This window comes from Crateriforma spongiae (genome assembly GCF_012290005.1).
Lineage (GTDB): Bacteria > Planctomycetota > Planctomycetia > Pirellulales > Pirellulaceae > Crateriforma > Crateriforma spongiae.
This window is the reverse complement of record NZ_JAAXMS010000010.1, coordinates 14,628-33,009: the sequence shown is the minus strand read 5'-3', so window position 1 is coordinate 33,009 and position 18,382 is coordinate 14,628. Positions and strand designations below refer to the sequence as shown.

Genomic DNA, 18,382 nt, shown 5'->3' with positions numbered 1-18,382 from the left:
GCCAGCGAAGGCTTACTGTTCTTGTTGCTGGGCGGCGGATTCGCCGGTGCCCAATTGAGCCAACACTTGCAGGATGCCATTCAGATGGGCCATCCGTGGACCGAAGCGATCGACGAACTCGTTCATCATGAATTCGCCTTCGACCAAATGCTCGCCGGAATCACGAATTTCTTCGGTCAGATTCGCCAGAAAACGGGTTTGCACCTCGCTTAACAGCTCGGCGGCTTCGCGACAGTCTTTGGACAATCCCGGATTCGCTTGACGCCACTGTTGCAGTTCGTTTGAACGCTGTTGCTGAGCGGCGGCGTTTTGCTGCACCAACGACTCCAGCAACTTGTTCTGTTGCTGTTGGGTGGAAACGAGTTGTTGCAGCAACTGGATCGTCACTTGTTCAAAAGTCGCCTCGGGGCGTGTTTCCGCTTCGGGCGAAACATCGATGCGAAACATGGGCGAAAGCGGCTCTTGTTCGTATGACATCGCGTCACTTTGGGGCAGCGGGAATCGGACAAGGTGTGACAACTTGGCCGATTATAACCCGGCGTTTCCAGGGGTGACCAGGAAATGCGGATGACCCGGCAAATTTGCGCGGTGTCGTGAGCGAAACCCCGTAAAAGGCTGGAATTTTCCGCCCGAATCCCTGACCGATTGATTCGGATCGACCGTTAAAGTCCGAATCGCTTGGTGACCGAAACCAACATTCGGAAGTATCACCTGAAGTCGGCGTCGCAGATTTTTTATTCGACCGATTCCGCGTCCGCCATTGCACCCCCATTTCCAGCCGCATGACGCACACTAGTTCGCCTCCAGCTCTCGGTTTTTACGGTGTCGTCCACAGCGAAGCGACCGGCTGGACGGGCGGGCTGTTGGTGTTGAATGAGACGGGGCGACCGCTGGAGTTTCGTTGCACGCTGCCCGTTCGTCCGACCAAAACACACGAAATTTTGTTCGGACCCACGATCCGTGATCACTTGATCGGGGAAGTGATTGCGTCGGTGCTGCTAAAAAGCTGTCGCTGTCCGCTGTCGATGATATTGTGTCGCCAGGCCGAAGCGATGGCGCTGGACACTTTGGCGGACTGTCCGGTTGCACTGGTGCGTCAAGCTGCCCAGGACGACGAGGGACCGATCGCGCCGGACATGATCGCCGGGGCCGCCGAAGCCCGTTTCGCCGGCAGCGATTTGCTGGTCGCGATGGAACATTTGCCACGCGTCGAGTCTTTGAACGAAGCTTTGCCCAGCTTTCCGGATGTCGAAGAACCCTTCGACCGAATTCACGAAGCGATCCGCGAGGCGCATTCTCAGTTGGCACGGGCAGCATGACCGCGGACGATCACTCCTTCGAATCGAGCCCACCGTTGTTGCGTGCTTTTCGGCCGGCCGATCTTGCCGCCAGAGAGATCGTTCGACCTGATCCGGTCGCGATGCGTTCGGGACATTCACGAAATGGCGAAGACCTCGTCGCCACGTTGGATGACGCCAACAGTTGGTCGGTCAAGGATCTGGTTCCCTCCGGTACGCACACTCTGGACATCGAACCGATCCGTCCTCGATCTGTGACGATTCGTGCGACATCGCTGAAGTGCCGCGCGACCGGGTTCGTTTTCCCCGAAGGCAGTCATTGGCAATTGCCCAACGACACCACGTCGAACTCCGGCAATGCTGACGCGTCGGCACAGAAACGGAAACGTCCCAAAAAGGATCGACCGGCCCGCACATCCACTCGCATTCGACCACCCAGCGACGTGGTCAAACTTCAAGACCGGCTGTACTACCTGCTGCAACCGCCGTTGGATTCGCTGGTCGGCAGCGGTCAATTGAATTTTCCATTTGAGCCGTTCCCATACCAACTGGACGGCATTGCGTTCATGTTTCCGCGGTACAGTTGTGTGCTGGCCGACGAAATGGGATTGGGAAAGACGATGCAGGCAATCAGCACGATTCGTCTGTTGTTGTGCAGCGGCGAAGTCCGCAATGTCTTGTTGATCTGCCCCAAACCCTTGGTGTCGAACTGGCTGAGGGAATTCAAGACTTGGGCACCGGAAGTCCCCGTCGCGGCGATCGAAGGCAACCAGGCCAAGCGACGGTTCCAGTGGGCCAGTCGTGAAGTGCCCGTCAAAATTGCCAATTACGAACTGTTGATGCGGGACCGAGATGACGTCTTGGATGAAGGCAATCATTTCGACCTGTGCGTGTTGGACGAAGCCCAACGCATCAAGAACCGGACCAGCACCACCAGCGAAGTCGTCAAAAGCATCTCGCGTACGCGATCTTGGGCGCTGACCGGTACGCCGGTGGAAAACAGTCCCGATGATTTGGTCGGCATCTTCGATTTTTTGTCGCCGGGGTATCTGTCGCCCGGCATGCCGATGACCGCGATGGCCAAAGCGTCACGCGAGCACATCTTGCGGCGTACCAAAGACATGGTCTTGGACGACATGCCGCCAAAGCTGTATCGCGATTCCGAACTAGACCTGACACCGGAGCAATGGGAGCGGTACGAAGCAGCCGAATCGGAAGGCGTGATTCACCTGGAAGAACTGGAACAGGCACTGACCGTCCAGCATGTATTCGAATTGGTGTTGCGATTGAAGCAGATCTGCAACTTTGACCCGGTGACCGGCAGCAGTGCGAAGAAGAATCAGTTGGTCGCGGACATGGAAGAGGTCGCCGCCAGTGGCCAAAAGGCGATCGTGTTTAGCCAATGGACCAAGACGATCGAAAAGCTAAAGGGACCGCTGGAAGCGTTCGGGCCGCTGGAATACCACGGCAAAGTGCCCCACAAGCAACGCGAACAAGTGATCGATCGCTTCAAAAACGATCCGGATTCTCACGTGATCCTGATGAGTTACGGCGCCGGCAGTGTCGGTCTGAACCTGCAGTTCTGTCGCTACGTGTTTCTATTCGATCGCTGGTGGAATCCTGCGGTGGAAGACCAAGCGATCAATCGCGCCCACCGCATCGGCGCCGCCGGTTCGGTCACCGTGACACGAATGTTGGCAGCAAACACGATCGAACAACGAATCGCCGACGTGCTGGATCAAAAGCGGCAAATGTTCGATGAACTGTTTGCCCAAGGCGAAACCGATGCGCCGACGCGAAGCAGCGGGCTGACCAAAGAAGAGATCTTCGGGCTGTTTGATCTGCGTGCACCCGGCGGCAAAAAAGTCGCCTAGATATCCAAATCGATATCGATCTGTTGCTGGCCAGGTTTGACTTCAAATCGAAACGGAGTGTCGCCTGCGTGCATCATCTCCGGTCGAACACGCGATTTCGGCGGACGACCTTGTCCACGAAAGTTTTCGGGGACCAGGTCGTTGACCACCACACGATGGCTGCCGACCGCTGCACCAGGTTCCTTGGTTTCGCCCTGGTACTGTAATTCATATCGGCCGTCTTCGTCGGTGATCGCACTGGAGATCGCACCCTCGGTGCCCTCATCCGGATCGGGCATGAAGTTGATCCAGATTTCCGGCGCAGGCTCGCCGTCCTTGGTCACTGTGCCGGTGACCTGTCCCAGTTCGATTCCGGAATCACATCCCACCATCAACAGCACGGCGGGGATCAACAAAGCAAAGATAACGTGGCGTTGCATGATTCATTCACACGCCGGGCCGGTGCGACGCAAAATCGTCTGGCACCGCACGGTCGTTTTCGCAAGTGGTGAGTTGGTCGACGTCCCCGACACAGATAAACGGGGCGATTCAAAAAAAACGCGTCTGCACGCGGCAGGGCCCGTGACAGACGCGGGGGGATTCGATCAGCGTCGGATTGCCGTGACCAAACACTCGTCGGGTCACGACCAACGGATCAATATTCTTCGTCCAGGATCTCGCGACCCGATTTGGTGCTTAGGGCTTGGTAAGTCACCATGTTGATCGAATCGCTGATGAAAGCGACGCTGCCGTCGGTGAAGGCAAAGTTGGTTCCGCCGACATGACCGCTGCCGAAAGCCGACATCCGCAAGTTGACCGAAGCATAAGACGACGGTGCGTCTTCGGGGGTTTGATAGTTCGGCGGAACGCGAGTCGATCCAAACACGTGCGTCGTGCCGTTGCCGCCACCGGTCCAGGCCCAGGCACCCCAGCGGTTGATCGGGTAACGGCTGTATTTGCGGGAAACGTTGTGCAGCTTGGCGTCGAAGAATTGGTCGTAATGGAAACGTTCGCCGAACAAGAACGTTTGGCTGGTGCCGTCGATGCAATCGGCGAAGCGGGCCGGCGCTTTGCCGTCTTCCAAGAATCGCTGGTAGCTTTCCGGTTGGCTGTCATCACCGGTCATGAAGAACATGCCGTCGTCCTGCATGTCGGTGTCGCGGAAGTAGGTGCTGTGGGTTCCGCCGTTGGCCAAGTAGCTACACAGGCTGAAGTAACCCGTGGCATAACCCGTGCGGTCATAATCCAGCTCGAACACCGTTTCCGGTGCCACGTCGCTCGGGCACAAATAGGTCGGTACCACTTGAGCCGATGCCGCATCGACCGACTTGATCGTCGGGTCCAATGGGTCACTGGTGTTGTTTTGGGCCGCTTCGTACGTGTCCGACCAGTCCCACTTGTCGTAGATCGACTGTTGTTCCAGGTAGGGCAGGATGTAGGTGAAGACGGTGTTGCCGTACCAGTCCCGAGGGCTATTGTTGACGAACGTCGTCAGCCCCGGCGGGAACTTCTTGTAGGTGCTTTCGAAGTTATGGGCGGCAAGTCCCAACTGCTTCATGTTGTTCTGGCAGCTCATTCGCCGTGCCGCGCCGCGGGCCGATTGCACGGCTGGCAACAACAGGGCGACCAAGATTCCGATGATCGCGATGACCACCAGCAATTCAACCAGAGTGAAACCGTTTCGCTTCATCACTCGTTTGTCCGTCGGATGGAGATGAAAAAAGTGCTGTGTGAAAAAAGGTCGATCCGTCGGGATATCCGCCCGTTCCGTCGATCCATTGGGGCGGTTTCTGGGGCGCACCAAGACGCGTGTTCATTGCATTGAAACCGCCAGGCAGCAGCGACGAAAGTCCCGCCGGTGCTAACGGACGATTGTCCACCAATGAAACGTGTTCAGTGAGCAAAACGTTAGGCTTGATGCAAGCTTTCTGTGAGCGAAAGCTTAACCATCCAGTTTCGAGGATTCGAAGATTTATGAAATCTTCATTTGTCGCACACGGACGCGACATGATTGGCTGACGCCACGAACCCGCGGCGAATGGCAGCGTTCCCGCGAAAGTTTGCGTCTGCAACCATGATTGTCACTGGTGAAGGCTGGACCGAATCCCGCCGATGATTCGCAGCAACCGCCACAGGGGCATCGTCAGCGCGCTGACCGCCAAAACGGAGGCGATTCCCAACGGGGCGTAAGGTTTCAACAACCACAAAATGATTGCGGTGGTGGCGACAAAGGCTGCCCAGATTGCCCAGATGGAACATAGTTCTCGAGGCTTGATCCAGCCGTGGCGAGTCAAGCGATGGCTTTCGGCAGCCGCCAGAATCCCTTTGGCTGTCAACAGTGTGCCAACGATCCAGGGCAGGTACTGCGCCGCCGCCACCACGTCTTCGCGGATCTGATCCCAAGGACGATTGCTGATTTGCCACAGGATCCAAGCGATGGTTCCGACGATCACTGACAAAATCACCGTCAGGCAACCGTAGACCAGCCAGCGTGCGTGTTCGGAGGAAACTATCCACTGAAACGCGATGACCCGCCCCAGTCCCAGTGTCAACAACGACGCCCAAAGAACCACCCACAAGCTGATCAGTTTCGGCGTCGCCCCCACTCCCATCCATGTCGGCTTGATCCAACCGGCGTCGCCCAGTCGCCACAGCCGAAAGATCGTTTCATGATGACCGCCCAACCACGTCGCGATCGCGATCCCGGTCGTCAAGGCGGCTGACCATGTCACGGCTGTTCGCACCGTCACCGACAGACGAGAGCGGAAAAGATCGTATTCCGAAAGCGGCAATGAGATCAGATATTCCGGCAACGGCGATCGGTCGCTGAAACCACGTGGTTCATAGATCGCGGCACAGGCGTTGAACAAAGTCCAAAGGACCATGCAAGGCACCAGAAACGCCAGCATGCCGATCATGGGCCATTGCCAACAAACCAAGAAAAGCACCGGAGCGGCGATCCAGCACAACGATCGGGTGACGTCACGGCGCGCCCGTGCCGCGTCGTGCCATCGCAACGCGCCCCTGTAATCACCCGTCGCCCAGGGCCACGGTTGTCGGTCCAACGTCCACCACCACGATTGAAGATCAGGACGGGGCGATGCCGCGATACGCCCCAAGCTGTGGCTACGCGATTGTTCCAATTGTGCGACGGCAACACGGACCAACAACATCCACACCAAAACGCAGCCGACCAATGTGCCGGTTCGCACAAACCAGTGGAATCGCTGTTGTTCAAAACAGGCCGTGAGCACTGCAAACAACAGGCCGTAGCAGACCACGGCGTACAGCATCAGCAGCGCCATACGTCGCAGACTGCTGGCGTAGGGACGCCACAAAATCGCACTCAGGCCGATGCTGATTGCTGACAGCGTGATCGGCGGCGCAAGGATCGAAACCAAATCCAACCGGACGTTGACGGCGCTATGTACGAACAAGGCCAGCAGCAGTAACCAGAGCGTCAGGATCCAAACGGTTTTGGCGATGATCGGAACCAACGCCAAACGCCAAGTGGATAATGGTGTGCGAAGCAGCCAAGGTTCGAACATTCCCGACAAGCCGCCCACATCGCCTTGAGGGCAGAAATCCAGCAAGATCGCACCGCCGCAGAACGCGACGATCATGGTGAGGCAGAACAGTTGAACGCACACATCCGACAAAGTCGTCTGGGGGGCCAACGACAGTGATGCGTGTCCGAGCAAGGCCGTGACGATCAACATCGGGACCATGGTCAGCAAGAACCATCGGTGTCGTGCAAACAGCAAACGCCCCAAAAACGTGGTCGAATTCATGATGCTGACTCCTGCGGGATCCGGCTCTCTTGCTGGCTGACACGGGCGTCGAACCAGCGGGACAGCGTGGCGGGGCGTGTCACCCAAGACGGATCCGTTTCGGGCGGGTTGATCGAATCATCTGTTTGCCGCAGCACTGACCATTCTTGACCGTCCGACTTGTAACCAAAGGATGCATCGGAGTCGTCCAGGGGGGCTTCCGGACCGTCGGAACGCCCAACGACTTCCTCGTACTGTTGCCCCAGCGACAACAATTCGACTTCTTCGATGATGCGACCGCCGTGGATCAGCGCGACGCGATCACAAACTCGGTCGACTTCGTCCAGCAAATGGCTGGAAAACAAGACCGTTCGGCCATCGTCGTTAACGGTCCGAATGACGGTTTCCAGGATCTCGCCCCGTGCGATCGGGTCCAATCCGCTGCTTGGTTCATCCAGGATCAACAGTTCCGGCCGATGAGCGATGGCGGCAAGCAATCCCACCCGTGCACGACCGCCTTTGGAAAGACTGGACAGTTTCTGGGACCGCTGTAGCCGGAACATGTCGCACAGTTCGCCGGCGAATCGTTGGTCCCATTGGGGTTGGACGCCACGATAGAAATCCAACAGTTCACCGACACGCATCCAACGCGGCAGGGTGTCTTCTTCGGTCAGGTATCCGGTGCGTCGCAAGACGTCCACGCGGTCGGCGATCGGATCCAACCCCAGGACCCGGACCGAACCGCTTTGCGGCATCAATCCGCCGATCAGGTGCCGGATCAGCGTGGTTTTTCCGCTGCCGTTGACGCCCACCAATCCGAACACTTGTCCCGACGGGATCTGCAGGTCGACGTCGTCCAAAGCCGCCATGCCTCGAAAACGCCGTGTCAGTCCGCTGACCTTCACCGCCGATTCCGCGCCGGATGATTTGATCGCGTGATTCATGACGAGAGCTCCTGATCGGAAAGGATTTTCTGGCGACGTTTGTCAAGAAGATCGACCAGTTCATCGAAGTCGATGCCCAGGCCTTCGGCACGTACCAGCAAGTGGTCGACGTGGGGGATCAGCAGGCGTCGCCGTTCGCGAACGCCTTGGCGGGTGGGCGATTCGGAAACGAACGTCCCGCGAGTTCGTCGTTTTTCCACCAGCCCTTCGTTTTCCAGTTCGCGATAAGCCCGCTGGATGGTGTTCGGATTGACCCGCAGCGATTGAGCCAGCCCTCGGATCGTCGGCATTTCTTCGCCGGGTTTCAGCAGCCCGGCGACGATCCGGTGCCGGACCTGATCGACGATCTGCTGATAGATCGGTGTCGAATCGGATCGGACGTGGATTTGCATTGATTGACCTCTTGTATTAATCCAATGATACAAGAGGGAGCGGCCGAGTCAAACCGAATTTTGGGTCGGTTTCGTCTCGGGAACGGACTTGGTAGATTTGCGTCCTGCGTCCGGATGGGTGGCCGAGTGGTCGAAGGCAACGGTCTTGAAAACCGTCGTAGGGGAGACTCTACCGTGGGTTCGAATCCCACCCCATCCGCTCGGCCGCGCCGGACTTCGATAACGTCGACGCGTCGGATCCGGCGGCGTGGCCCATTGATCGGGGGCAATCCCGCGGGCCCGTCCGTTTCGGGCCAATCGCGGCGGCGGCCACTGATCGACCAATGTTTCACCGGGGCCGATGCGGGAGAACCGATCGTTTGACCAGCGAACCAAGTAATGTCGTTCGGGTTTCGCACCCTTTGGTCGACCACCATCTGTCGGTCGTCCGTTGCGAAACCACCTGCCCCGCCGAATTTCGCGCCGCGGTCCATCGATTGACGATGTTGATCAGCGTGCCGGCCACGGATCACTTGCCGACCAATCAAGTCCAGATTCAAACGCCGGTGGCCATCGCGGATTGTCGACGCATCAGTGCCGATGTCGGATTGGTGCCCGTGCTGCGTGCCGGTTTGGGAATGGTCGACCCGGTGTTGCAGATCTTGCCCGACGCCAGTGTTTGGCACTTGGGGATGTATCGCAACGAAGAAACCGCACAACCGGTCGGCTATTACGACAAGCTGCCCAACGGCAGCCCGCCGGACGTCGCAATGATTTTGGATCCGATGTTGGCCACCGGTGGTTCGATCGACTTGGTCGTGCGTCGATTGCAACGTTGGGGCGTCGGCGACATTCGCGTGTTGAGCATTATCGCGGCAAGGCCTGGGATTCAGCGAATCGCCGAAGACTTTCCCGATGTGAAGATTTTTGTAGCCGCCGTCGATCCCGAATTGAACGAGCGTGCGTTCATCGTGCCCGGCTTGGGCGATGCCGGCGACCGCATTTTTGACACGCCCAACCAGGACTAAGTAGCGGTGCAAGCAAGGCTGATTTGTGTTCTGGGGTTGGCCTGTTTCATCGCAGCGGCTTGGGCGATCAGCAGTGACCGCAGAAAGTTTCCTTGGCGAGTGGTCGTCGGTGGGCTGTTGTTGCAGTTGACCCTTGCGTTCTTGGTGTTGGCGACGAAGCCGGGCAAAGCATTCTTTGTCTTCATCGGCGACGTCTTTCAAGAAGTCATGGCGTGTGTCGATGCCGGCAGCGGCTTTCTGTTTCGCGCCGGCGGTGAAAACCCGCTGGGCGATTCGCTGTTGGGCACGTTCGCGTTTGGCGTGTTGCCGACGGTGATTTTCTTCAGTTCGCTGATGAGCGTTCTTTATCACTTGGGCATCATGCAGCGGCTGGTCGCTGCGATGGCGTGGGTGATGCGGTTTTCGTTGGGGACCACCGGCGCCGAAACCTTGGCCGCCGCGGCAAACGTCTTCGTCGGTCACACCGAAGCCCCGCTGGTGGTCAAGCCTTACTTGGCAACGATGACCCGCAGCGAATTGTGCGCGATGATGACCGGCGGTTTTGCGACTGTGACCGGTGGATTGTTGGGCGTGTACGCCGGCATGGGCATCGACATTTCTCACCTGCTGACGGCATCGGTCATCAGTGCGCCAGCCGCGTTGTTGATCGCAAAAGTCATGGTGCCGGAAACCGAATCCGACCGAGTGGCCGACGCGGTTTCGGTGTTTGCCGCCAGCGAGCACGACAACATGATCGGGGCCGCCGTCCAAGGCGCGAGTGACGGTTTGAAGTTGGCGTTGAATGTCGGCGCGATGTTGATCGCATTTTTAGCGTTGATTGCGTTGATCGATGTCTTGTTGGGGCACCTGGCCGATGCGTTGATTTGGGCTGGTATGCGGCTGGGATTATTTCAGCCCGCGACGGACTTTACGTTCAGCCTGGGACAAATTTTGGGATACCTGTGCTGGCCTTTTGCCTGGCTGATGGGGATTCCGGCGGACGAATGCATGGAGGCCGGACGGCTGATCGGGCTGAAAACCGTTGCCAACGAATTCATCGCCTTTGACGCGCTCGGCCGAGCGGAAGTCGGTCCGGAAGGTGTGTTGAGCGAACGAACCGCCGTGGTGCTGACCTATGCGTTGGCGGGGTTCAGTAATTTCGGTGCGATCGGCATTCAGGTCGGCGGCATCGGCGGTTTGGAGCCCAGTCGACGACAAGACCTGGCCGCCCTGGGATTGCGAGCAATGTTCGGCGGTTTGCTGGCGTGCTGTATGACCGGGGCGATCGCCGGAATTCTGATCGCTTAAGCGTCCAGCGCGTGGCTCTGAAGGGTCGTTTCCATAGTGGCTTCCGAGTCAAAGCATGATCACAAGTCGGCTGGAAACTGCGGGGGCTGACGCAATGCGAACCTGCGCGAGCCGGGTTAGAATGCGCTTCGGCGGTCCGTGATCATTCCTGGCGGTCATCGCAGCGGTCGGGGGCATTCCGTTCCCCGCGCGACCAGCTTCGTCGACATGCCAAGCGAATCTCTCGAAGCGGACCGTGCCCGCCTCCATCCCCTACTTCGACCATCGATTTGACTGACAACATGATCGCAGAACTTCATCGACATCTTCGGATTGCTGCCCTGTTCGGATTGACCACGCTGGTGTGGACCGCGACATCGACCAATACGATCGCCGACGATCCACCGGCGGATCAGAAGAAGCCGGCGGCGGCACAAGCGAAGGAAGGATCGGAAAAGGCGACTGAAAAGAAAAACGATCCTGCGCCGGCCAAAGAAGCAGACGCGAAGAAGGACGACGCGAAAAAAGATAACAACAAGAAAGAAAAAGAAGACGCCAAGAAAGACGGCGACAAGAAACCGGACTCCGACAAGCCGGCAGCCAAACCGGATGCCGCCAAGAAAGCGGACTCAGGAAAGAAGACCGACGCCAAGAAGCCGGCCGCCGCACCGGTGAAGTCGATCTTTGCCGACGAAGCTTTGGAAGACGCGGTCCGCCGCGAAGTGTTTGCCAAACGCTACAACGACGAACCGATCACCGCGTCCGACGTCGCCAAGATTTCAAGAGTCGTCGGGATCGATCAAAAGATCACCAGTCTGGAAGGGCTTCAGCACTGCAAAGAATTGATGCTGATCGATCTGCGTGACAATGCGATCAGCGACCTTTCGCCGATCGCAAATTTGAAGCGGCTGCAATCGGTTTCGCTCAGCGACAACAAGATCCGCGACATTGGTTCGCTGAAAGACTTGACGTCCATGCAATACCTGGACCTTTCAGGTAACAAGATCGCCGACCTATCGCCGGTCGCGAACATGTCCAATTTGCGGACGCTGTATGCGGCCGACAATCGGCTGACTGACATCGCGGTGGTGGCCAAGTTGCCCAAGTTGTGGTCGCTGGACGTTGCCAAGAATCAGATCCGCGATTTGCGTCCGGTGTCGGGGCTGTCGTGGCTGACCACGTTGGAGTTTTCCGGCAACCAAATCGATTCGCTCAAGCCCGTCGCGGGACTGACGGATCTGAAGATGTTGCTGATGTCTCGCAACCAAGTGAAAGACTTGTCGCCGCTGGTTGACGCGTGCCGTAAAGATGCGGAATCGGATCGACGGTTTGCGCCTTACTTGCAGGTCTATCTGGGAGGCAATCCGCTGGACGAAAAGACGTTGCAAAACGCCAAGGCCGAATTGGAATCATTCGGCGTCGACGTCTTTGTCAAATAGCGGGTGCCCTGATTGCAAGACCAGGCGACTCATTTCGCGGGCAATCGAACCTTGTCCGCGACGAAGACGTTGGTCTGGGTGATCCCGATGCCACAGCCGATGGTCATCTGGTGTGGCTTTCCGTCGAGAAGGTCGTCCGGGATCGCGGCCACAACGTTTGCAGATTGATAGGGTTTCAGCGGCGGGCAACCGAGAATGATGGGATCGGTCTGGTCGAATTGAACGGAGATCTTTGACGTCGCCGCGTCGACTTGGCCGTGGTTGGCCACCGGAATCCGCAGCACCCACTGACCCGCATCGTTGGCCATCGTTTCGGGACGCTTTGCCGTGACGACCGGTTCGATGTAGGTGACCCAAGGCAGCCTGCAATAGCCGAACGTCATTTGATCATCTCGGGTGCGGCCGATCAGTTTGCCGGCAAAGTGATGGTCTTCGAAATTGCAGTCTTTGCCGGCGAAGATCAACACCAACCCACGATCATCGGGTTCGGTACCGATCAGCGTCGCGCCACGTCCAAAGTCGACCTCTTCCGGCGCGCCGAATCGCAGGCTTTCCAGGTCCAGATCACGGATCGGGTCGAAGCCTACTTCCGCATCGATTCGCAAGCGGACCTCCGCGGTTTCGTCGGTGATTGCCGTCGGGTTGGATAGCGTCAATAGGCGTCCGGGCTTCAGCGGAATGGAGATGTTTTTCGAACTGTGCTGGTCGTTGGGCAAGTCATCGTGCTTGCTGAAATCGATGACGGCAAAATTGGCTTGGATGCCGCGACCGTGTTCGTCTTGAAAGATTTTGATCCGTTCGTACTTGTACCAGTCGTCGCTTTGGCCGTCTTGTGAAACGGCGATCCCGGGCATGTAGGCTTCGCCGGGATCCACTTTCCAGTGCACACCATTTTTGCTGCGCAAGTGGTACGCGATACGGCCGTACCAATCGTTGACGATCATGTGGTATTGGACGTTACTGCGCCACAGCACGGGGTCTTCGAAACGACCTTCGACTTTCGGGTAATTGCTGCCTTGGGTGATTTGTTCCCAGGGTGCCAGCCCATCGCGACTGACCCACATACCGCCGCCGCGATTGACCATCAAGAACGAACCGTCTTCTCGTCGGCTGAAGCTGTTGTTGGACAGGTTTGCGATGATCTTTCGGTCACGTGTGTCATAGACCGGGGTGACCTTTTCCCACGGGCCTGTGATAGACCGACCGACATAACTCTGGCACTCAAACTTGCGATCGATCACATAGCAAACGACTCGCCCATCGGCCGTTCGGTAAGCTTCGGGGTTGTGACCCTGGCCGATGATCTCGGCGACGCGGTAAGGGCCCAGTCGATGGTCGGACGTCGCGCGGACGACGATCGATTCACGCCAAGCCATGTGCCCCTTTGGATGGTCTTCGTCCCAGCGGCAAACAAACAGGTGGAACCGGCCGTCGTCGTCCTGCAGGATGTTGCCACCCCAGTAGGAAAACGAATCGTCTTCGATTCCGTTTTGAACGTCTCGCTGCCGTACGTCATCAACACCCCAGCCCGCACTGACCCGAGGTTGCAATAACGGGATCGGTTCGAATCGGTCCATGAATCGCGCACCGGGAACCAAGTCGTTCCAAGATTCCGGACGCGGAACGTCGGCATGTTGGGCGGTGGCGATGGAGACGCACAGTAAGAAGCTGCACAGTAACGAAGTGATCGCGACAGCGACCAAACGACGGAACCGGAAAACGAACGACTGAGGTTTGCAGATCATGAACGGCGGCAAGAAAGCGGCGGGAAATCAGATCCGTCGGCTGGTCAGGTTGCACCAGCTGACGGTGAATTTTTCCCAATTCTAGCCGCTGATCACTTCCAGCGATCGATGCCGAGAGCGGACCATGCTGCGACAAAACGTTTGCGTCGTTGTTGTTCGCATGTGACTGGTGCGCTGTGTTTGATCACTCAGCTTTGTGGGATCAGGATGCGGTATTCGGTTGGGGGGCCGCTGATCGGTCCTTGCGTCGACGACGACGCTGGGCCACCAAGCCGCCGATTGCGAAAGCGCCGGCTGCCACGCAGGTTGCCGGTTCCGGCACGGCCGACACGGTGACCCGCAGGGGTGACAGCGTCGGGTTGAAATCCACCGGACGGCCGTCGAACGGGTCACTTCCTTCGAAATCAGCCAGTCGGTCGTTGATGCCGATTTCACCCAGGAACGTCACCACGCCGTTCTCGTCGGTCCCAATGTTGGGTCCCGTTTGACCGCCGGACAGCCCGAACAGTCCATTGGCCGCTGACGTGGCAAAGTCGTTGACTTCTGTTCCCGCGTCGTACAAACGGTTCAGTTCAAAACTGATCGGTGATGACACGGTCAAACCGGACAGGTCGACACCGTTGCCCTGGGTCGCGATGAACCAGTCGTTGGTCGGCAACAACATCGTCGCCAGCAACAATCGATTGGTCCCACCATTCAGATCGATATCGAACGTCGCGGTCGCCGATTCGCCGGCGTCGAACGTCGGCGGGCCATTACCTTCTACCAACGTAGTGCGATTCGCCGACGGAAAAGGAAACGCCGATTCTAGCGGGCCGGTGTTGCCGTCTTCGGCCAAGCGTTCGATCGCGGTGGTCGCCGATTGTCCGGGAGTGAACGGTGTGAAGGTTCCGTCGCCGAATCCGATGAACACCGGGGTGACGTGCGTGCTGCCGTCCAGTCCCAAGTTTTCAATCGTCACTTGGATGGTTGCCGCATGGGCATGGTGAAAGCTTCCGCAAGCCAAAGTCAGGGTCAAAGCCAGCGCCGATCGGCACAATGAAGAAATTCGCATGGTGTTTGCTGCAGCGTGAAAAGGGAGGACCAAATCAACGGCGATGGGTCTTCAGACGGCATCCCGTTTTGGGCGTAGTCGCTGCAGCAACCCAGCGATGACGCAGAATCTGCGTCAAAATCAGAAAAATCTTCCCGTTCGTTATCTTCCGGTTTCGAAGATGACGTTTCAGGGCTCGTCCTTGCCACTGTTTTGGCCGGATTCGCGGGGTGGATCGACGCTGTGAGGTGAGCGGGCGGATGCCGAGTGAATGGCCTGGGCGATGCGGTCATAAGATTCGGACGGCAACGTTGATTGGCCTTCACGGTTGCGTTGCAAGTCGTCGCCCAGACGCCGGGCCGCATGATCGATTCGGGACAATTGACGGATCAACCGGCGACACGGGCCGCAGGCCAACCAATGGCCCCACATCGCGAACCGTTCGGTGACGGTCAACCGACGCAGCAGACGCTGGTTGTGCAGATGACGGTTTTCGTCGCAACGAAGCGACAGAACCATCCGCAGATTTTGTCCGAGGGAACGATTCATTCGGAATTCTTTGTCACCGCGATGGTCCCGGGGGGAATGGTCGACCGGCATTGTTCTTGTCGTCGGTCTCGGTCGACCAGGTTCGCGTCAGGCATTGTCGCAGCGCCAGGCGTCCCCGATACAGTCGGGCCGCCAACGCATCTCGTGAAATTCCAAGCAATTCGCTGCTTTCAGCGGCATCCAATCCGCCCACCAAAGTCAAACGGATTGCTTGGCCGATTGCAATCGGCAACCGCTCGATGCATGCCGCCAAGGCATCGCGAAACTCCGCCTGATCCAGCGAAGCCGACGGATCGGGCTGGTCAGTCGCCGGCGCAATGGTGTCCGTGTCGATGGATGTCCAGGTCGGCCCGACGTCCGAATCACCGGCGGCATTCTGGCGTCGTGCTCGGCGATAATGGTCGCAAATCTTGTGTTTCAAGATTCCGATCAGCCAAGCTTGCACGCAGCGGACTTCGGCACCGTCTGAACCCGAATCGCTGCCCCCATCATTGCCATCGCCCGGTGGACTTTGGCATCGAATGGCCGCCAGAAACGTCTCTTGGACCAAGTCCTCGGCAGTTGCCGAATCACTGACCCGTCGCAATGCGAATCGGTAAAGCGTGTCGCCGTGATCGGCCAACCAGTGAAGGCCCTGGTCAGCGGCATTGGTCGCATTTTCCATCAAGGTTGGTCGTTGAGGCGACGATGCCAGCGGATCCCTAGGTGATTGATGCCCCGGTTGGCGACAAGCCGTCCGCGTCGTCAATGCCCAAGCGCTGGTGCGGTCCGCCTGCGGTGGCGTTCGCCGGCCGTATTGACCATCGCAACAAAAAAACGACTCGTCCGAGCGGGTCGGACGAGTCGTCATGTTGATGTTGGGGGTCGGTGGTTCGATCGATCGCGTGATTTGATCGACCGGGTCGACGGGATCAATACATGTCGTGATCGCCGCCGGTGCCGGCCTTGCCAGCGGCCTTCGGCTTCTCGGCGATCAAGGCGTCACTGGTCAGCAACAGGGTGGCGACGCTGGCCGCGTTGCCCAGTGCGGTACGAGTCACCTTGGTCGGGTCGATCACGCCGGCCTTGACCAGGTCTTCGTAGGTATCGGTCAGGGCGTTGTAGCCTTCGTTTGCCTTAGCCGACAGTACGCGTTCGCAAACGATGCCGCCGTCTTGACCGGCGTTTTCGGCGATCATGGTCAGCGGAGCGCGGCAGGCACGCAGAACGATGTTGTAGCCGACGATTTGGTCTTCGGTCAGATCGCTGGGCTTGACCTTGCTGCTGGCACGCAACAGAGCGACACCACCACCGGGCAGGATGCCTTCTTCGACGGCCGCACGGGTCGCGTGCAAAGCGTCTTCGACACGAGCCTTCTTTTCCTTCATTTCGCTTTCGGTCGCCGCGCCAACGTTGACCTTGGCGACACCACCGGCCAGCTTGGCCAAGCGTTCTTCCAGCTTCTCACGATCGTAGTCGCTGGTGGTGTTTTCGATTTCGCGACGGATTTGATCGATCCGTGCCTTGATATCGGCGCTCTTACCGGCACCTTCGATGACCGTCGTGTTGTCCTTGTCGATAATGACCTTCTTGGCACGTCCCAAGTGGGTCAGGTCGACGCTTTCCAGCTTGACACCCAAAGCTTCGAAGATCGCTTGGCCGCCGGTCAGGATGGCGATGTCTTCCATCATGGCCTTGCGACGGTCGCCGTAGCCCGGGGCTTTGACGGCGGCAACGGTGAAGGTGCCACGCAGGCGGTTGATGACCAATGTGGCCAAAGCTTCGCCGTCGACGTCTTCGGCGATGATCAACAGAGGCTTGCCCTTTTCGACCACCTTTTCCAGCAACGGAACCATGTCCTTGATGTTGCTGATTTTCTTTTCAAAGATCAGCACGTAAGCGTCTTCCAAGACGGCTTCCATGCTGCTGCTGTCGGTGACGAAGTACGGCGAAAGATAGCCGCGATCGAACTGCATGCCTTCGACCCACTCTTGTTCGGTCTGCAGGCTTTTGCCTTCGTCGACGGTGATCACGCCGTCTTTGCCGACTTTGCTCATCGCGTCGGCCAACAGGTTTCCGATTTCGCGGTCGTTGTTGCTGGCGATGGTTGCGACGTTGGCCATCGCATCTTGGTCTTTGACCTTGGTGGCCATCTTGTGCAGTTGCTCGGTGATGTCGGCAACCGCGGCTTCGATCCCGGTTTTCATTTGGATCGGGTTGACGCCGGCGACCACGGCCTTCAGGCCTTCGTTAAAGATCGCTTCGGCCATCACGGTGGCGGTGGTGGTTCCGTCACCGGCGACGTCGCTGGTCTTGCTGGCGACTTCGCGAACCATGCGAGCGCCCATGTTTTCATAGACGTCTTCCAGTTCGACTTCCTTGGCGACCGTCACGCCGTCCTTGGTGACCGTCGGGCTGCCAAAGCTTTTTTGCAGGATGACGTTGCGGCCTTTCGGGCCCAGGGTGACTTTGACGGTACGAGCCAGTTTGGACACGCCGCGGCGGATCGCTTCGCGGGCTTCCTGATCAAAGGCGATGATTTTGGACATGAGTGATTACAAACCTTGTTTCAAAAGATGAATTGGTATTCCGACGGCGGGGACCGGATGCCGCGATCGAGTTCAGTGGCGTCCGGCGGTCCGGATCATTCGATGACGGCCAAGACGTCGTCTTCACGCATCAGCAGATATTCCACGTCGCCGACTTCGACGCTTTCACCCGCATAGCTGCTGAACAGAACGCGGTCGCCGTCCTTCAACTGGCTTTCGCTGCGGCTGCCGTCGTCCAAAAGCTTTCCGGTTCCGACGGCGATGACCACGCCTCGGGCCGGCTTTTCCTTGGCCGAATCGGGCAGCACGATGCCGCCGGCGGTGACGTCTTCGCTTTCTTCACGTTGCACCACGATGCGTTCCCCGAGGGGCTGAAGCTTGACGTTGGACTTTGATTTCGTGGCAGTTGCCATTTCCGTGACACCTTTGCAATGACGGTTCGAAGAATCGTGAGATTGAGAATCGTAAGATTCGTTGGGCCGATATGGTTTGACGCGACGCACCGCCGTACTGGCAGCCCGGTCGCTGGCGCACGCCAATGTTGCAAGTGCCGTGCCG

The 18,382-nt window shown here is 58.2% G+C and carries 17 protein-coding genes and 1 tRNA gene; 6 read left to right on the top strand and 12 right to left on the bottom strand.

Translation table 11 applies throughout. The features are described from left to right. Window positions 1-12: 12 nt before the first annotated feature. Entirely contained in the window at window positions 13-477 is a 465-nt protein-coding gene (locus HFP54_RS22165) for a hypothetical protein (RefSeq protein ID WP_145299836.1), read from the bottom strand. Between the two features lie 305 nt (window positions 478-782). On the opposite strand from HFP54_RS22165, the gene HFP54_RS22160 reads away from it, so the two are divergent. Beyond that, window positions 783-1,319 (top strand): hypothetical protein, encoded by a 537-nt coding sequence (locus HFP54_RS22160; protein ID WP_168566835.1) that lies wholly within the window; start codon window positions 783-785, stop codon window positions 1,317-1,319. A gap of 101 nt (window positions 1,320-1,420) precedes the next feature. Beyond that, the gene (locus tag HFP54_RS22155) at window positions 1,421-3,172 is read left to right on the top strand and encodes a DEAD/DEAH box helicase (protein WP_168566940.1); all 1,752 of its coding nucleotides are present in this window, start codon (window positions 1,421-1,423) and stop codon (window positions 3,170-3,172) included. Here the strand turns inward: HFP54_RS22155 and HFP54_RS22150 are convergent. From HFP54_RS22150 to HFP54_RS22130, 5 genes are all read right to left on the bottom strand, one after another. After that, complete coding sequence (locus HFP54_RS22150; protein WP_146412991.1) at window positions 3,169-3,591, bottom strand: transthyretin-like family protein; 423 nt, start codon at window positions 3,589-3,591, stop codon at window positions 3,169-3,171. The two genes, HFP54_RS22155 and HFP54_RS22150, sit on opposite strands and share 4 nt — an antisense overlap. A 215-nt stretch (window positions 3,592-3,806) precedes the next feature. Beyond that, window positions 3,807-4,841, bottom strand: coding sequence for a DUF1559 domain-containing protein (locus tag HFP54_RS22145; protein ID WP_146412992.1), 1,035 nt, complete (start codon window positions 4,839-4,841; stop codon window positions 3,807-3,809). 391 nt (window positions 4,842-5,232) lie between these two features. Further along, window positions 5,233-6,942, bottom strand: coding sequence for a hypothetical protein (locus HFP54_RS22140; protein WP_168566834.1), 1,710 nt, complete (start codon window positions 6,940-6,942; stop codon window positions 5,233-5,235). Next, complete coding sequence (locus HFP54_RS22135) at window positions 6,939-7,865, bottom strand: ABC transporter ATP-binding protein (protein ID WP_168566833.1); 927 nt, start codon at window positions 7,863-7,865, stop codon at window positions 6,939-6,941. Before HFP54_RS22135 ends, HFP54_RS22140 begins: the two co-directional genes overlap by 4 nt. After that, on the bottom strand, window positions 7,862-8,257 hold the full coding sequence (locus tag HFP54_RS22130; protein ID WP_168566832.1) for a GntR family transcriptional regulator: 396 nt from the start codon (window positions 8,255-8,257) through the stop codon (window positions 7,862-7,864). The genes HFP54_RS22135 and HFP54_RS22130 overlap by 4 nt, the downstream gene beginning before the upstream one ends. Before the next feature lie 112 nt (window positions 8,258-8,369). Between HFP54_RS22130 and HFP54_RS22125 the strand changes: the two genes are divergently transcribed. The 4 genes from HFP54_RS22125 (at window position 8,370) to HFP54_RS22110 (ending at window position 11,969) form a co-directional block, all read left to right on the top strand. Beyond that, window positions 8,370-8,456: transfer RNA gene (locus HFP54_RS22125), tRNA-Ser, on the top strand. Between the two features lie 160 nt (window positions 8,457-8,616). Next, the gene (gene upp / locus HFP54_RS22120; RefSeq protein ID WP_231604590.1) at window positions 8,617-9,264 is read left to right on the top strand and encodes a uracil phosphoribosyltransferase; all 648 of its coding nucleotides are present in this window, start codon (window positions 8,617-8,619) and stop codon (window positions 9,262-9,264) included. A gap of 6 nt (window positions 9,265-9,270) precedes the next feature. Beyond that, window positions 9,271-10,551: a NupC/NupG family nucleoside CNT transporter gene (locus HFP54_RS22115; protein ID WP_315853957.1), complete on the top strand. Its 1,281-nt coding sequence runs from the start codon at window positions 9,271-9,273 to the stop codon at window positions 10,549-10,551. Between the two features lie 281 nt (window positions 10,552-10,832). Then, on the top strand, window positions 10,833-11,969 hold the full coding sequence (locus tag HFP54_RS22110) for a leucine-rich repeat domain-containing protein (RefSeq protein WP_168566831.1): 1,137 nt from the start codon (window positions 10,833-10,835) through the stop codon (window positions 11,967-11,969). Window positions 11,970-11,998: 29 nt separating this feature from the next. Here the strand turns inward: HFP54_RS22110 and HFP54_RS22105 are convergent, their stop codons facing one another. From HFP54_RS22105 to HFP54_RS22080, 6 genes are all read right to left on the bottom strand, one after another. Next, the gene (locus tag HFP54_RS22105) at window positions 11,999-13,714 is read right to left on the bottom strand and encodes a glycoside hydrolase family protein (RefSeq protein WP_168566830.1); all 1,716 of its coding nucleotides are present in this window, start codon (window positions 13,712-13,714) and stop codon (window positions 11,999-12,001) included. A gap of 202 nt (window positions 13,715-13,916) precedes the next feature. After that, window positions 13,917-14,768 (bottom strand): spondin domain-containing protein, encoded by an 852-nt coding sequence (locus tag HFP54_RS22100; RefSeq protein ID WP_168566829.1) that lies wholly within the window; start codon window positions 14,766-14,768, stop codon window positions 13,917-13,919. A gap of 168 nt (window positions 14,769-14,936) precedes the next feature. After that, window positions 14,937-15,296 (bottom strand): hypothetical protein, encoded by a 360-nt coding sequence (locus HFP54_RS22095; protein WP_168566828.1) that lies wholly within the window; start codon window positions 15,294-15,296, stop codon window positions 14,937-14,939. 13 nt (window positions 15,297-15,309) lie between these two features. Next, window positions 15,310-15,960 (bottom strand): RNA polymerase sigma factor, encoded by a 651-nt coding sequence (locus HFP54_RS22090; protein WP_168566827.1) that lies wholly within the window; start codon window positions 15,958-15,960, stop codon window positions 15,310-15,312. 247 nt (window positions 15,961-16,207) lie between these two features. Then, entirely contained in the window at window positions 16,208-17,824 is a 1,617-nt protein-coding gene (gene groL / locus HFP54_RS22085) for a chaperonin GroEL (protein WP_168566826.1), read from the bottom strand. 95 nt (window positions 17,825-17,919) lie between these two features. Beyond that, window positions 17,920-18,237 (bottom strand): co-chaperone GroES, encoded by a 318-nt coding sequence (locus tag HFP54_RS22080; protein ID WP_145299794.1) that lies wholly within the window; start codon window positions 18,235-18,237, stop codon window positions 17,920-17,922. Window positions 18,238-18,382 lie beyond the last annotated feature (145 nt).